Consider the following 14,419-nt stretch of genomic DNA (forward strand, 5'->3'; position numbering starts at 1 on the left):
TCATCAGAGAGACAACGACCGGTCGAACTGCACGTACAGGAGGACCCGCTCTCCGATGACGTGGATCCCAGTGCAGACGCGGCGCCGATCGAGCAGGCTGCGCGCGCTGCACACCTCCTGCGGCAGGCCGACGCTCGCCGCCAGGTCCGCGGCTGACTGACCGCGGGGCCCACGCAATGTCAGCTCGCGCCAGCAGCCACCGGACCCGCACGCCACCTCCTCCCGCGCGACCGTGACACCGGTGGGGAGCGCGGGGGTGTCCGAGGACGGCGGAACGGCGCCCTCGTCGAACGCCAGCCGCAACGTGGGCGCGGCGAGGACCAGAGCGGTGGCCACCGCGAGCACGGCAGACCACACCCGCAGCGATCGCCGGGACCGCAGCGCGCGGCCGCGCATCGCGGACGCACGAGATGACGAACCGCTGCCGTGCTGCCGAGGCAAGACGACTGCCCAGCTGTCGTCAGGGGATCGGCCTCAGGCGATGTCGGCGAGCTTGGTGCGCAGGTGCAGGACCGCCTTGGTGTGCAGCTGGCAGATCCGGCTCTCGGTCACGCCGAGCACCCGGCCGATGTCGGCGAGCGTCAGGCCCTCGAAGTAGTAGAGGGAGACGACGACCTTCTCCCGCTCGGGCAGCTGCTCGACGGCGCGGGCCAGCAGCTGCCGGGCCTCGCCGTGCTCCGCCATCGCCTGCGGGTCCAGCGCGCTGGGGTCCCGGAGCGTGTCACCGAGGCGCGGGGAGCCGCCGTCGTCGTCGGTGAGCAGCTCGTCGAGCGCGACGACGTTGACCAGGGAGAGCTGGCCGAGGAACTTCCGGATGTCCTCGACGTCCATGTCCATGGCGTCGGCGACCTCTTCGTCGCTCGGCGTCCGGTGCAACTTGCTCTCGAGCTCGGCGACGGTGCGCTCGAAGGCGCGCGCCTTGACGCGGACCGACCGCGGGATCCAGTCGGTGTTGCGGAGCTCGTCGATGATCGCGCCGCGGATGCGCGCCATCGCGTAGCTCTCGAACTTCACCTCGCGGGTCGGCTCGTAGCGGGTGATGGCGTCGATCAGCCCGAACGTGCCGTAGGAGATGAGGTCGGCCTGCTCCACGTGTGCGGGCAGACCGCTGCCCACCCGGCCGGCGACGTACTTCACCAGCGGCGCGTAGTGCAGGATCAGCCGGTCGCGCAGCCCGGAGTCCCGGCCCTCGACGTACCGCGCCCACAGGTCGGCCAGCAGGGCATCGCGGTCGTCATCGGACCCGTCGATGCGATGGATGGTTGCCTCAGACACGGTCGCGCTCCTCGGTCGTGCTGCGCGGGCACCGTCCGTGGTCCCGCGTGGTCATGACTGCCGCCGCAGGTCCCGCCCTCCGGCCGCCCGCCTCAGGCACGGGGATGCGCCTGGGCGTGGACCGCACGGAGCCGTTCGACCGTCACGTGCGTGTAGATCTGTGTCGTCGCGAGGCTAGCGTGGCCGAGCAGCTCCTGTACGGAACGCAGGTCCGCGCCGCCCTCGAGCACGTGCGTGGCGGCGGAGTGCCGCAGCCCGTGCGGGCCGATGTCCGGCGCACCCGGGACGTCGGCCGTCGCGGCGTGCACGGTGCGGCGGGCCTCGCGTGCGTCGAGCCGGCCCCCCCGCAGACCGAGCAGCAGCGCCGGCCCGGAGTCCGGCCGGGCCAGCGCCGGCCGCCCGCGGGTGAGCCAGGCGTCCAGCGCCCGCTCCGCGGGGACGCCGTAGGGCACGCTGCGCTCCTTGCGCCCCTTGCCCAGCACCCGCAGCAGCCGGCGGCCCCGGTCGACGTCGTCGACGTCGAGCCCCACGAGCTCGCTGACCCGGATGCCGCTGGCGTAGAGCAGCTCGAGGACGACGGCGTCGCGCAACCGCGCCGGGTCGTCGGCCCCCGCCGCGGTCTCCACGAGCGCCCGCGCCTGATCGGGGGCGAGCACGTCGGGCAGGGTGCGGAGCGCCTTCGGGCTCACCAGGCGCTGTCCGACATCCTCGGGGGTCATGCCGGCCCGGCGCAGCCAGGCGGTGAACGAGCGCGCCGCCGAGGCGTGCCGGGCGGTGGTCGACCGGCTGTGCCCGCGGGTGCGCCCCTGGGCGAGCCAGCTGCGCAGGGTGGCGAGGTCGAGGTCGTGCGGCTGGGTGCCGCTGCGCCGGGCCAGGTGGTCCAGCAGCCGGGCGACGTCGCCGACGTAGCTGCGCACGGTGTTCGCCGACAGGTCGCGCTGCCCGGTCAGGTGCTCCTCGTAGCCGGCCAGCGCCTCGGCCAGCGCGGGCGGGAGCCCGGCGCGGACCTCGTCGGTGCTGGGGGTGGCCACGACTGCACCGTCCGTCGGTGCCCGGCCCCGGTCAAGCCGCCGCGCCGGGCGGCTTCGCCCGCGGGGCCAGCCGCCAGCCGGTGCCGGTCCACTCCACGAGGTCGGCGATCTCCAGGGCGGGCAGCACCCGCAGCACCTCCAGGACGTCGCACCCCGCCGTCCGGGCCAGCCGCTCCGGGCTCACGCCGATGCGCACCGGGCAGGCGTCGAGCACCCGGGCGGCGAGGTCGGAGAGCCCGTCCCGCGGGGACACCGGGCGCTCGACCGGGGGCGCCAGGTCGTCGCCGATGCGGCCGACCGCCTCGATGACCTGCGCGGCCGACGTCACCAGGGCCGCCTCGGACTGCCCGTCCCGGAGCAGCTCGTGGCAGCCGACCGACAGGGCACTGGTCACCGGCCCGGGCACCACGAGCACCGGGCGGCCCAGCTTCCGAGCGCGCGCGGCCGTCGCCAGGGCCCCGGATCGGGCGGCCGCCTCGACGACGACCGTTCCGCAGGTCAGCGCCGCGATGAGCCGGTTGCGGACGAGGAAGCGGTGCCGCAGCGGGGCGCAGCCGGGTGGCCACTCGCTCACCAGCAGGCCCGTCTCGGCGATCCGGTGGAACAGCGCCCCGTGGCCCGCCGGGTAGGGGCGGTCCACCCCGCAGGAGAGGACCGCGACCGTGGGCGCCCCCGCGGCCAGCGCTCCCCGGTGCGCGGCGCCGTCGATCCCGTAGGCACCCCCCGAGAGGACGGTCCAGCCTCGCTCGCCCAGCTGGTGGCCCAGCTCCGCGGCCACGTGCTCGCCGTAGGCGCTGGCGGCGCGGGCGCCCACCACGCCGACCGAGCGGGCGGTCACCTCGTCGAGCCGGGCCGGTCCGCGCACCCACAGCGCGAGGGGCGGAACGAGCGCCAGCGTGCGGTCGGTCTGCTCCCGACGGTCGAGCGGTTCCTCCGCGACCGCGACCGTGAGCGCGTGGAGCTGGAACGCCGGCCACTCGTCGTCCTCGGGCACGACCACCCGGGCGTCGCACCGCTCGGCGCGGCGCAGATCGGCCAGGCTTGCTTCCTCTTCCGCGCGGGCGCCGACCAGCGAGCGGATACCGGCCGGTGCGGCACCGGTCCGCAGCCGCCGCACCGCCTCGACCGGGCCGACGTCCTCGACGTAGCGCCAGAGGTCGACGGTGCCCGGTTCGACCGCCCGGGTCAGCCACGCCCGCGCCCGGCGGACCCCCGGGTGCACCACCCCGCTTACCGCCGGCGCGGCGGCCGCGTCCTCCAGGTCCTCTTCGAGGGTGGTCACGCCGCCGCCCGCTGGAGCCGCATGCCGAGGGCCTCGGCGACGTCGTCGGCGTGGGGCACGGTCCGGCCGGCGAGGTCGGCCACCGTCCAGGCGACCCTCACCACCCGGTCGAAGCCCCGCACCGAGATGGCGCCGCGCTCCAGCGCCCGCTCGGCCAGCCGCAGCGACGGGCGCGGGATGACGAACCGCTCGCGCAGCAGGCGCCCTGGCACCTCGCTGTTGAGGGCGTGGCCAGTGCCGGCCAGCCGCTCCCGCGCCGCGGCGCGCGCCCGGGCCACCCGCTGGGCGACGACGGCGGTGGGCTCGGGGGCGGGCAGCCCGTCCAGCCAGGCCGCCCGGGTGACCGGGGGCAGCTCGACCCGCAGGTCGACCCGGTCGAGCAGCGGGCCGGAGAGCCGCGACTGGTAGCGCCGCCGTTCCAGCGGGCTGCAGGTGCAGGCGGTGTCACCGGCGGCGGTGGCGCACGGGCACGGGTTCGCGGCCAGCACGAGCTGCGCGCGGCACGGGAACGTGGCGGCGCCGGCGGCCCGCTGGATGGTCACCTGCCCGCGCTCCAGCGGCTGGCGCAGGGTGTCGAGCACCGCGCGGGGGAACTCCGGCGCCTCGTCCAGGAACAGCACGCCGCGATGGGCCCGGCAGAGCGCGCCCGGCCGGATCTGGCCGGAGCCGCCGCCGATGAGCGCCGCCATCGTCGCGGAGTGGTGCGGCGCCTCGAACGTCGGCCGGGTGACCAGCGGCGCCTCCGGCGGCAGGGTGCCGGCGACGGAGTGGATGGCGGTGACCTCGAGCGCCGCCTCCTCGTCCAGCGGCGGGAGCAGCCCGGGCAGGCGCTCGGCGAGCATGGTCTTGCCGGCGCCGGGTGGTCCGGCCAGGTAGAGGTGGTGCCCACCCGCGGCGGCGACCTCCACCGCCCGGCGGCCCGCGGCCTGCCCGACGACGTCCCCGAGGTCGGGGACCGGCGGCTGCGGCGGCACCGCGCCCCGGACGTGCGGGACCAGCCGCTCGGTGCCCGTCAGGTGCGCGACGAGCTGGGTGAGCGTGCCGACGCCGAGCACCTCGACCCGATCCACCAGGGCGGCCTCGGCGGCGTTCGCGACGGGGACGACGACCTGCGCGTGCCCGGCCCGAGCGGCGGCCAGGACGGCCGGCAGGACTCCGCGGATGGCGCGCACCGACCCGTCCAGCCCCAGCTCGCCGAGGAGCACGAGCCGGTCCACGGCCCGCCGCCGCACGGCGCCGGCAGCGGCCAGAACCGCGGCGGCCAGCGCCAGGTCGAACCCGCTCCCCTGCTTGGGCATCGAGGCCGGCGACAGGCCGATGGTGACCCGGCGGGCGGGGAACTCGCCCCCGGCGTTGGCGATCGCCGCGCGCACCCGGTCGACCGACTGGCGGACCACGGCGTCGGGCAGCCCGACGAGGACGACGCCGGGCAGCCCGGCGGCGATGTCCACCTCGACCTCGACCATCGCGCCGCGGACCCCGGCGAGACCGACCGACCAGGTGCGGGCGAGGGTCACGAGAACGCCCCGCGCAGGTGGGTGACGACCGCCGGGCGCTCGGGGCGCGCCAGCACGCCCACGACGTCGAACCGCACCTCCGGTGCGTGCTCGTCGTGCGCCGCCAGCCAGCGCTGCGCCAGCACCCGCAGCCGCCGCTGCTTGGCCGGCGTGACCGCCTCGACGGGAGAGCCGTACCCGGCGCCCCGCCTGGTCTTCACCTCGCAGAAGACCAGGGCGTCGCCCTCCCGGGCGACGACGTCGAGCTCACCCTCGCGGCAGCGCCAGTTGCGATCGAGGACCTGCAGTCCGCGGTCGGTCAGGTAGGCGACGGCGATCCGCTCGCCGTGGGCGCCGAGTTCGGTGGTGGGAGGCACCCCTCGACCGTGCCGCTCAGGGGGCGGCGGGCGAAGGGCCGGCGGCGGTCTGTGGACGACGCCGCCGGGTGTGGACGGCTAGGGCAGGCGCGGGCCGTCCGGCAGCTCGAGGTCGGGTTTGTCGAGCTCCTCGACGTTGACGTCCTTGAACGTCAGCACCCGCACGTTCCGCACGAACCGGGCGGGCCGGTACATGTCCCACACCCAGGCGTCGGAGAGCTTGAGCTCGAAGTAGATCTCTCCCCCGGCCTCCCGCACCTGCAGGTCCACGGAGTTGGCCAGGTAGAACCGGCGCTCGGTCTCCACCACGTAGGTGAACTGCCGGACGATGTCCCGGTACTCGCGATAGAGCTGCAGCTCCATCTCGGTCTCGTACTTCTCGAGGTCCTCGGTGCTCATCGGTCCTCGGTGCTCGTCAGGGCTCGGGACACAGGGCGCATGGCCCCATCATCGACCATGGCGGTGCGACCGGTCAGGTGGGTGGTCCGCGCGGCGTGCAGGTCGCGGGCCCGGGCGACGTTGACGTACCGCATCCGGTGCTCCGGGCAGGGGCCGTGCCGCTCCAGCGCGGCGGTGTGCACGTCGGTGATGTAGCCCTTGTGGCCGGCGAAGTCGTACTCGGGCCAGCGCTCGTGCAGCTCGGCCATGATCCGGTCGCGGGTGACCTTGGCCAGCACCGAGGCGGCGGCGACGCAGGCGGCCACCCGGTCGCCCTTCCAGACCGCCAGCCCCGGGCGCGCGAGCCCGGGCACGGGGAAGCCGTCGGTCAGCACGTAGTCCGGGCCGGGGTCCAGCGTGCTGACCGCGCGGCGCAGCGCCTCGATGTTGGTGACGTGCATGCCCCTGGCGTCCAGGTCCTCGACCGGCAGGACGACGACCGACCAGGAGACGGCGCGCTGCACGATCTCCTCGTATACGCGCTCGCGGGTGGCTGCGGTGAGCAGCTTGGAGTCGGCCAGCCCCGGCACCCGGCCGCGGCGCCCCGCGGGCAGCACGCAGGCCGCCGCGACCAGCGGACCGGCGCAGGCCCCGCGGCCGGCTTCGTCGGCTCCGGCGACGGTCTCGAAGCCGCGGCGTCGCAGCGCGCGCTCCATGTCCCACAACGCGTCGGGCCGGTCGTCGGCGACCGTCCTCCGGGCACGCACCACCGGCGCGGATCGAGGGTGGGTGGGACGAGCAGCCATCGCGGCACGACAGTACGACGACGGGCGCGGGGACGACGCCCACCCCCGGACGCCCCGCGGGCCGGCTCCCAGGAGTTCGGGAGCCGGCCCACGGAGCCGTCGGAGGATCGGTCAGAGATCGGCGGTCGCCTCGGGGGCGGGCGCCGGCAGGGAGTGGGCTCCACAGGTGCAGCCCGGCGTGCGGTTGGAGAGCACCAGCGACACCGCGTGGGCCCGGTCGCGGGCACCCAGCTTGCGCAGGATCGCCTTGACGTGGGACTTGACGGTGTCCTCGCTGATGAAGAGGTTGCGGCCGATCTGCCGGTTGGACAGCCCCTGGAGCAGCTCGTCCAGAACGTCCTGCTCCCGGCGGGTCAGCGGCACCTCGGGTGCGAACGGCTTCGCCGCGGGCACGGCCGAGGGCTCCACCCGGCGGATCTGCGGGTCGACGACGACCCGGCCGGCGCGGGCGGCCAGGACCGCCCAGCCGAGCAGCGTCGGGGACGTGTTGATCATCAGGTAGCCGCGGATGCCGGCGGCCAGCGCCTCGTTGACCACGGCCGGGTCCTCCGAGGTCGCCAGGGCGACGATCGCGACCCGGGGGAAGCGGCGACGCAGGTCGCGGCAGGCGTTCAGCGTGGCCGGCCGGCCGGAGCCCAGCTCCACCACGACCGCATCGGGGCGTGCCGTCTCGACGAGGGTGAGGGCCCGCCGCAGCTCGCCGGGCGTGCCCACCGCCTGCATGCCGGCGGTCTCGTTGACCATGCTGACCAACCCGCGACGCAGGACGGGCGCGTCGGCGAGGAGGAGCACGCGGGTGACACCGCGTGCGGTGCTCGCCATGGGTGCGGACACGACTGACTCCGTTTCACTTCCGAGTAGGTTCAATCTCTGCATCGGAAGGGTGAAACGGTTGCTTTAATGCTTTTCCAACCTTTCCTTCAGCCGTTATCGGCATCCGGAACGGTGCAATGCGTGAGTCACAGCCGTAACGGCGCGACCATTAGCGGGACGGCGGCACGCTCCTGGGCCACCGGCGCCGGCGCCAGGCGCTGATCGGCACGGCGCCGGCCAGCCCGGCCGCCCACGGCAGCACCGCCAGCGCCGCCAGCGCCGCCCCGGCCGGGACCGGGGCCGGCTCACCGGCGGGCGCACCTGCCGCCGCCTCGACGCCCTGGATGTCCGGCGAGTCCAGCAGGCCGAACCGGTCCAGCGGCCACACGATGACCGCCGCCTTGCCGATGACGTCGTCGACGGCGATGGTGCCGGCGTACTCGTCGCCCATGTGGGAGCGCGAGTCCGCGGACGCCGAGCGGTGGTCGCCCATGACCCAGAGCCGCCCCTCGGGCACGGTCACCGGGCCGAACGCGCGTCGCTCGATGGGCGTGTCCTCGAAGATGTAGGGCTCCTCGAGCGGCTCGCCGTCCACGGTGACCCGGCCCTCGAGGTCGCAGCACTGCACCGTCTGGCCCTCGGTCGCGATCACCCGCTTGACGAAGTCGTCCTCGCTGGGCGGCGCGACGCCGATGGTGCGCCCCACCCACAGCAGCGCGCCGGTGAACCAGTTGTCCGGCTCGTCCACCGAGATCTCCGGCGTCCAGGTGTCGGGGCCGCGGAAGACGACGATGTCGCCGGGCTCGGGCTCGCCGAACCAGTACGGCACCTTGTTGACCAGCACCCGGTCGCCGGTGCAGCCGGTGCAGCCGTGCAGGGTCTGCTCCATCGACCCGGAGGGGATGAAGAACGCCTGCACGAAGAAGGTCTTGACCACCAGGGCCAGCACGAAGGCGATCAGCAGCAGGACGGGCAGCTCCCGCAGCAGCGAGCCCTTCTTCGCGTCCTCGTCCCGGCGACGGCGCCGGCCGGGCTTCTCGGCGGCCGGCGCACCGTCGTGCGTCTCGTCGGGCTCGTCGGGTTCGCCCGGAACGACGTCGGCGGGCCCCCCGGGCCGGTCGCTGCTCATCAGGAGCAAGCGTACGGCGCAGGGGACCCGCCGAGATCCAGCCGGTCGGGCCGGCTGCAGGCGTGTCCTCGCGAGGAGGTCAGCGCGCGACGGTCTCGCGCTTCTCCTTGATCTTGGCGGCCTTGCCGCGCAGCTCGCGGAGGTAGTAGAGCTTGGCGCGGCGCACGTCACCGCGGGTGAGCACCTCGATCTTCTCGACGACCGGGGTGTGCACCGGGAAGGTGCGCTCCACGCCGACGCCGAAGCTCACCTTGCGCACGGTGAAGGTCTCGCGGATGCCCCCGCCCTGGCGGCGGATGACGACGCCCTGGAAGACCTGGATGCGGGAGCGGTTGCCCTCGATGACGCGGACGTGCACCTTGACGGTGTCACCCGGGCGGAACGAGGGGATGTCGTCGCGCAGCGAGTCGGCGTCGAGTGCGTCCAGGGTGTTCATCTCGGCAGTCCTCAGTCTCAGATGGCTCGTTCTCGGTTCGGACAGCGGAACGCCCCGGCTGTCCGTTCCGGGGTGCTGCGGCTCCGGTGCGGAGCTCCCGACAGCCCGGCCGTCGGTCAGCAGCGACTCTCTACTGTGCCACATCGTCAGCCGACGATGCGCGGCGGCCCCGTCCACGGCCCCGCCTGCAACTCGGCCAGCAGCGCGGGGAGCTCGGCCGGCACGAGGTCCACGCGCGCCGCCAGTTCTTCCGCCGCCCACCACCGGTGCGGCTCGTCGGCCAGCACCTCCAGCTCGGTCAGCGCCCCGGGAACGACCTCGTGGACGACGTCGCGCAGCACGAAGAAGGTCTCGCGGGTGTCGTAGACCTGGTCGCCGAACGGGCCGACGTGCCGCCGGAGCCACACCGGCCCCTCCAGCGCGCCGGGCTCGACGTGCAGCCCGATCTCCTCGGCCAGCTCGCGAACGGCGGCCGTGCGGAGCGTCTCGCCGTCCTCCACTCCCCCGCCGGGCGTGTACCAGAACAGCACCTCGCCGGGCGGGACGGAGGGGTCGGGCAGGCGGGCGCCGAGCAGCAGCACCCGCCCGGCCGGGTCGAGGACGACCACCCGCGCCGTCCTGCGCAGGACCGGCCGGTCACTCACCGGCCAGCGCCGACCGCTCGGCGTCGGTGAGTGCGCCCTCCGGCAGCGCGGCGAGCAGATCGGGGCGGCGGGCCGCGGTGCGCCGCAGCGACTCGGCCCGGCGCCAGCGGTCGATCTCGGCGTGGTTGCCCGACAGCAGCACCGGGGGCACCTCGTGACCGCGCCAGGTCACCGGCCGGGTGTAGGACGGGCCCTCGAGCAGGCCGTCGGCGTGCGAGTCGAACTCCACGGACTCGCGGTTGCCGACGACGCCGGGGAGCAGCCGGGTCACGGCCTCGGTCATCACCAGGACCGCGGACTCCCCGCCGGCCAGCACGTAGTCGCCGATCGACACCTCGGAGACGGGTCCGGCGTCGGCGGCCCAGTCGGCGACCCGCTGGTCGATGCCCTCGTAGCGGCCGCAGGCGAAGACCAGCCCCGGCTCGGTGGCCCACTCCGCGGCCATGCGCTGGGTGAACGGCCGGCCGGCGGGGGTCGGGACGACCAGCCGGGTGCCCGGCGGGCGGACGGCGTCCAGCGCGCGGCCCCACGGCTCGGGCTTCATCACCATGCCGGGGCCGCCGCCGTAGGGGGCGTCGTCGACGGTGCGGTGGACGTCGTCGGTCCACTGCCGCAGGTCGTGCACGCCGACCTCGACCAGGCCGCGCTCGATGGCCTTGCCCAGCAGCGACTGACGCAGCGGCGCCAGGTACTCGGGGAAGATCGTGACGACGTCGATGCGGAAGGCGTCGCTCAGTGCACCCGGTTCGCTCCCGCGGGCCGCTCCGCTCCTCGCTCGTTCCTCGCTGCGATGCTCACGCCCCTGTCCGCTCACAGGTCGAGCAGCCCCTCCGGCGGATCGACGACCAGGAACCCTCCGTCGACGTCGACGGTGGGCACGATCGCCGAGACGAAGGGGATCAGCGCCTCGCGCCCCTCGGCGCGGCGCACGACCAACAGGTCCTGCGCCTCGTGCCGGACGGCGGTGACCTCGCCGAGCACCGAGTCGTCGGTCAGCCGCGCGGTCAGGCCGACCAGCTGGTGGTCGTAGTAGGAGTCGGGCTCCTCGATCTCCGGCAGGTCGGCGACGCGAACCAGCAGGAGGGTGTTGCGCAGCTCGTCCACGGCCTCGCGGACGTCGTAGACCTCACCGGCCGGACCGGCCAGCTGCAGCAGCAGGGTGCCGCTGTGCCAGCGCTTGTCGACGACGGTGAGCGGGCCCCGGTCGGCCGGATCGGTGAGCAGCACCGCGCCGGGGGCGAAGCGGAGGTCGGGGTCGTCCGTGCGGACCTCGACGGTGGCGAGCCCACGGACACCGTGGGGCCGGCCGATGCGGCCGACCACCACGGTGTCGGTGGGTTCGTCCTGTGTCACGTGCTCGCGCTCGAAGAGCTCGTGCTCAGCGCCCGTCGGTGTCGACGACGTCGACCCGCAGGCCCCGTCCGCCGACTCCGGTCATCACCTGGCGCAGCGCCTTGGCGGTGCGCCCGCCGCGGCCGATGACCTTGCCGAGGTCGTCGGGGTGCACCCGGATCTCGAGGGTCTTGCCGCGGCGGTTGGTGAGCAGGTCGACGGTGACGTCGTCGGGGTTGTCGACGATGCCCTTGACCAGGTGCTCGAGCGCTTCTTCGAGCACGTCTTACTCGGCCGGCGTCTCGGCCGGAGCAGCGTCGGCCGCGGGGGCCTCGGCGGCGGCGGCCTTGGGAGCGTCGGCCTTGGGGGCGGCCTTCTTCTTCGGGGTGGTGGCACCGGCGGCCGGCTCGTCCATGCCGGAGCGGACGGCGGCCTCGTAGAGGGCCTTCTTGTCCGGCTTCGGCTCGGCGACCTTCATGGGCGGCGGCGCGGCCTCGCCCTTGAACTTCTGCCAGTCACCGGTGACCCGGAAGATGGCGGCGACGGCCTCGGTCGGCTGCGCGCCGACACCCAGCCAGTACTGCGCCCGCTCGGAGTCGACCTCGATGAAGGAGGGGTCCTCCTTCGGGTGGTACTTGCCGATCGTCTCGATCGAGCGCCCGTCGCGCTTGGTGCGGGCGTCGGCGACGACGATGCGGTAGTACGGCGCGCGCATCTTGCCGAGGCGCATGAGCTTGATCTTGGTTGCCACGGTGTGTGGTGTTCTCCTCGAACGCGTTTCGGTGCTCGCCGGAACGACGTGTGGGGGTACGCCGGGGCGGAGCCAGGGACACGGGCGTCAACGGTGAGAGGGCCGCTGGCGCCGTGTTCGACCGTTCATTGTGCCAGAAAGAGGAGCCCTCCCTCCTCCCGCCCTCGCAGGCCCGGGCGCGGGCCTCTGGACGGGGCCGAGGAGCTAGTCCTCCGCGGCGACCAGGAAGCCGCCCCAGCCGTCGTAGCTCCCGCCGTGCCGGTCGACGATGCCCACGACTTCACGGGTGAAGGCGGCCGCGGTGTCGGAGTCGACGGCGGTCATCGCGCTGAACTCCAGCCAGACGGTGAGGAACCGGCGCCGCAGCCCGTCGATCCGGTAGCCGGCGGCGACCAGCTCCTCCCCCGCCGCCTCGGCCGCCCTCCGCGACCGGAAGCCGGCCAGGTGGTCGATCGGCCGGGGCTGGTGCACCTGGTCGCCCATGCCCAGGCGCTGGTCCACCAGCTGGGCGCTGAGGGCCACCTGCTCCTCGACGTCCCGCGGCACGGCGCGGGGCTCAGCCGCGGACGGCGGCGACGACCCGGCCGGCCGCGCCGTCGACCGGGATCTCCTCGCGCTCGCCGGACTTCCGGTCCCGCAGCTCGACGACGCCCTCGGCCAGGCCGCGGCCGACGGTGACGATCGTCGGCATGCCGAGCAGCTCGGCGTCCTTGAACTTCACGCCGGGCGAGACCTTGGGCCGGTCGTCGTAGAGCACGGTGAGTCCCTGCCCCACCAGCTCCTGGGCGAGCGCCTCGGCGGCCTCGAAGACGGCGGCGTCCTTGCCGGTGGCCACGATGTGCACGTCGGCCGGGGCGACCTCGCGCGGCCAGACCAGTCCCAGCTCGTCGTGGGTGGACTCGGCGATCGCGGCGACGGCGCGGGAGACCCCGATGCCGTAGGAGCCCATCGTGACGGTGACGAGCTTGCCGTTCTCGTCGAGCACCTTGAGGTCCAGCGCCTCGGCGTACTTGCGGCCGAGCTGGAAGATGTGGCCGATCTCCACGCCGCGGGCGAGCTCCAGCGGGCCGGAGCCGTCGGGCGCGGGGTCGCCGGCGAGCACCTCGGCGGCCTCGATGACGCCGTCCCAGGTGAAGTCACGCCCCGCGACCAGGTCGAACACGTGCTTGCCGGGCCGGTTCGCGCCGGTGATCCAGCGGGTGCCCTTCACGACCCGCGGGTCCACCAGGTAGCGGATCCCCGACTCGCTCTCGCTGCCGAGCGCCTGGGGGCCGATGTAGCCCTTGACCAGCGCGGGGTGCTTGTCGAAGTCGGCGAACGGCTCGACCTCGGCGGGGGCGACCTGCGCCTCCAGCCGCTTGAGGTCGACCTCGCGGTCGCCGGGGATGCCGATGACCAGCGGCTCGCGGGTGCCGTCGGGGTGCACCAGCAGGACGACGACGTTCTTCAGCGTCGAGGCGGCGGTGTAGCCCTCCTCGGGGAACATCTCCTGCGCGACGGCGACGAGCGTCTCGATGGTCGGGGTGTCGGGGGTGTCCTCGACGTGCGCCTCCGGCAGGCCGTCGAGCGGGATCTCGTCGGGGACGACCGTGGTGACCGCCTCCACGTTGGCCGCGTAACCGCCGGGCGAGCGGACGAAGGTGTCCTCACCGATCGCCGTCGGGTGCAGGAACTCCTCGCTCTTGGAGCCGCCCATGGCCCCGGACATCGCCGAGACGATGGCGTACTCGAGGCCGAGGCGGTCGAAGATGCGGATGTAGGCGTCCCGGTGCGCGGCGTAGGACTTGTCCAGGCCGGCGTCGTCGACGTCGAAGGAGTAGCTGTCCTTCATCGTGAACTCGCGGCCGCGCAGCAGGCCGGCGCGGGGACGCGCCTCGTCCCGGAACTTGGTCTGGATCTGGTACAGCGACAGCGGCAGGTCCTTGTACGACGAGTACAGGTCCTTCACCAGGAGCGTGAACATCTCCTCGTGCGTGGGGCCGAGCAGGTGGTCGACACCTCGGCGGTCCTGCAGACGGAACAGGTTGTCGCCGTACTCGGTCCAGCGGCCGGTGGCCTCGTAGGGCTCCTTGGGCAGCAGCGAGGGGAAGTGCACCTCCTGGGCGCCCATCCGGTCCATCTCCTCGCGGACGATCCGCTCGACGTTGCGGAAGACCCGGAAGCCCAGCGGCAGCCAGCTGAACCCGCCGGGGGCGGCACGCCGGATGTAGCCGGCGCGCACCAGCAGGCGGTGGCTCGGGACCTCGGCGTCGGCCGGGTCGTCCCGAAGGGTCCGCAGGAACAGGGAGGACATCCGCAACAGCACGGAGCGAGTCTCCCAGGCGGCCGCAGGCCGACGTCCACGGGACCGGCTTGGCGCGGCCGACGGCCGGGGGCGACCCGTCAGGCCGGCTCGGGCACCCCGCCCGGGTCGCCGCCGGGGTCGTCGGGCGAGGGCTCGACCGGCGCGGGCGGCAGCGTGTCGGGTGTGTCGGGCAGCAGCTCGCCCGGGTCGTCGGGCGCCGGCTCGGTCGGGTCGATCGGGGAGTCCGGTTCCGGGAGTGGCGTGACCATGCGACGAGTCAACCAGCGTCGCCGCGCGGTCGGCACGTCGTGACGGAGCGCCGTCCCGGTCTGCCGGACTGCCGTGGCCTGAGTCGCAGGCGCCGCCGCCCGGCGCAGCGTGGCTA

The 14,419-nt window shown here is 74.4% G+C and carries 19 protein-coding genes; all 19 read right to left on the reverse strand.

What is annotated here, in order from left to right; translation table 11 throughout:
• Window positions 1–3: 3 nt before the first annotated feature.
• The 19 genes from ACI8AP_RS07880 to ACI8AP_RS07970 all read right to left on the reverse strand — a co-directional run bounded on the left by ACI8AP_RS07880 (window position 4) and on the right by ACI8AP_RS07970 (window position 14,303).
• Window positions 4–336, reverse strand: a complete 333-nt coding sequence (locus ACI8AP_RS07880) for a hypothetical protein (RefSeq protein WP_456588789.1) — start codon at window positions 334–336, stop codon at window positions 4–6.
• 138 nt (window positions 337–474) lie between these two features.
• Entirely contained in the window at window positions 475–1,275 is an 801-nt protein-coding gene (gene whiG / locus ACI8AP_RS07885; RefSeq protein ID WP_456588790.1) for an RNA polymerase sigma factor WhiG, read from the reverse strand.
• Between the two features lie 92 nt (window positions 1,276–1,367).
• Complete coding sequence (locus ACI8AP_RS07890; protein ID WP_456588791.1) at window positions 1,368–2,306, reverse strand: tyrosine recombinase XerC; 939 nt, start codon at window positions 2,304–2,306, stop codon at window positions 1,368–1,370.
• Between the two features lie 31 nt (window positions 2,307–2,337).
• Window positions 2,338–3,588, reverse strand: a complete 1,251-nt coding sequence (gene dprA / locus ACI8AP_RS07895; RefSeq protein WP_456588792.1) for a DNA-processing protein DprA — start codon at window positions 3,586–3,588, stop codon at window positions 2,338–2,340.
• A complete protein-coding gene (locus ACI8AP_RS07900) occupies window positions 3,585–5,105 on the reverse strand; it encodes a YifB family Mg chelatase-like AAA ATPase (RefSeq protein ID WP_456588793.1) in 1,521 nt (506 codons plus the stop codon). Before ACI8AP_RS07900 ends, dprA begins: the two co-directional genes overlap by 4 nt.
• On the reverse strand, window positions 5,102–5,461 hold the full coding sequence (locus ACI8AP_RS07905; RefSeq protein WP_456588794.1) for a YraN family protein: 360 nt from the start codon (window positions 5,459–5,461) through the stop codon (window positions 5,102–5,104). The genes ACI8AP_RS07900 and ACI8AP_RS07905 overlap by 4 nt, the downstream gene beginning before the upstream one ends.
• A gap of 78 nt (window positions 5,462–5,539) precedes the next feature.
• Window positions 5,540–5,860 carry a DUF2469 domain-containing protein gene (locus tag ACI8AP_RS07910; RefSeq protein ID WP_347057571.1) on the reverse strand — a complete coding sequence of 107 codons (321 nt, stop codon included), beginning with the start codon at window positions 5,858–5,860 and terminating at the stop codon, window positions 5,540–5,542.
• Window positions 5,857–6,645, reverse strand: a complete 789-nt coding sequence (locus ACI8AP_RS07915) for a ribonuclease HII (protein ID WP_456588795.1) — start codon at window positions 6,643–6,645, stop codon at window positions 5,857–5,859. The genes ACI8AP_RS07910 and ACI8AP_RS07915 overlap by 4 nt, the downstream gene beginning before the upstream one ends.
• A gap of 111 nt (window positions 6,646–6,756) precedes the next feature.
• A complete protein-coding gene (locus ACI8AP_RS07920) occupies window positions 6,757–7,479 on the reverse strand; it encodes a LuxR C-terminal-related transcriptional regulator (protein ID WP_456588796.1) in 723 nt (240 codons plus the stop codon).
• A 148-nt stretch (window positions 7,480–7,627) separates the two neighbouring features.
• The gene (gene lepB, locus ACI8AP_RS07925) at window positions 7,628–8,587 is read right to left on the reverse strand and encodes a signal peptidase I (protein ID WP_456588797.1); all 960 of its coding nucleotides are present in this window, start codon (window positions 8,585–8,587) and stop codon (window positions 7,628–7,630) included.
• A 79-nt stretch (window positions 8,588–8,666) separates the two neighbouring features.
• Window positions 8,667–9,023, reverse strand: coding sequence for a 50S ribosomal protein L19 (gene rplS, locus ACI8AP_RS07930; RefSeq protein ID WP_091933693.1), 357 nt, complete (start codon window positions 9,021–9,023; stop codon window positions 8,667–8,669).
• A 146-nt stretch (window positions 9,024–9,169) separates the two neighbouring features.
• Window positions 9,170–9,667, reverse strand: a complete 498-nt coding sequence (locus ACI8AP_RS07935) for an NUDIX hydrolase (RefSeq protein ID WP_456588798.1) — start codon at window positions 9,665–9,667, stop codon at window positions 9,170–9,172.
• Window positions 9,660–10,481, reverse strand: coding sequence for a tRNA (guanosine(37)-N1)-methyltransferase TrmD (trmD, locus tag ACI8AP_RS07940; RefSeq protein WP_456588799.1), 822 nt, complete (start codon window positions 10,479–10,481; stop codon window positions 9,660–9,662). The genes ACI8AP_RS07935 and trmD overlap by 8 nt, the downstream gene beginning before the upstream one ends.
• Window positions 10,478–11,020: a ribosome maturation factor RimM gene (gene rimM / locus ACI8AP_RS07945; protein ID WP_456588800.1), complete on the reverse strand. Its 543-nt coding sequence runs from the start codon at window positions 11,018–11,020 to the stop codon at window positions 10,478–10,480. The genes trmD and rimM overlap by 4 nt, the downstream gene beginning before the upstream one ends.
• Window positions 11,021–11,045: 25 nt before the next feature.
• A complete protein-coding gene (locus ACI8AP_RS07950; RefSeq protein WP_113799223.1) occupies window positions 11,046–11,282 on the reverse strand; it encodes an RNA-binding protein in 237 nt (78 codons plus the stop codon).
• A 3-nt stretch (window positions 11,283–11,285) separates the two neighbouring features.
• Complete coding sequence (gene rpsP / locus ACI8AP_RS07955; RefSeq protein ID WP_456588801.1) at window positions 11,286–11,750, reverse strand: 30S ribosomal protein S16; 465 nt, start codon at window positions 11,748–11,750, stop codon at window positions 11,286–11,288.
• A gap of 204 nt (window positions 11,751–11,954) precedes the next feature.
• Window positions 11,955–12,296, reverse strand: coding sequence for a ribonuclease E inhibitor RraB (locus ACI8AP_RS07960; RefSeq protein ID WP_456588802.1), 342 nt, complete (start codon window positions 12,294–12,296; stop codon window positions 11,955–11,957).
• Between the two features lie 10 nt (window positions 12,297–12,306).
• Window positions 12,307–14,055: a proline--tRNA ligase gene (locus ACI8AP_RS07965; RefSeq protein WP_456588803.1), complete on the reverse strand. Its 1,749-nt coding sequence runs from the start codon at window positions 14,053–14,055 to the stop codon at window positions 12,307–12,309.
• Between the two features lie 77 nt (window positions 14,056–14,132).
• The gene (locus ACI8AP_RS07970; protein WP_456588804.1) at window positions 14,133–14,303 is read right to left on the reverse strand and encodes a hypothetical protein; all 171 of its coding nucleotides are present in this window, start codon (window positions 14,301–14,303) and stop codon (window positions 14,133–14,135) included.
• Window positions 14,304–14,419 lie beyond the last annotated feature (116 nt).

Source organism: Blastococcus sp. SYSU DS1021, from assembly GCF_054050995.1.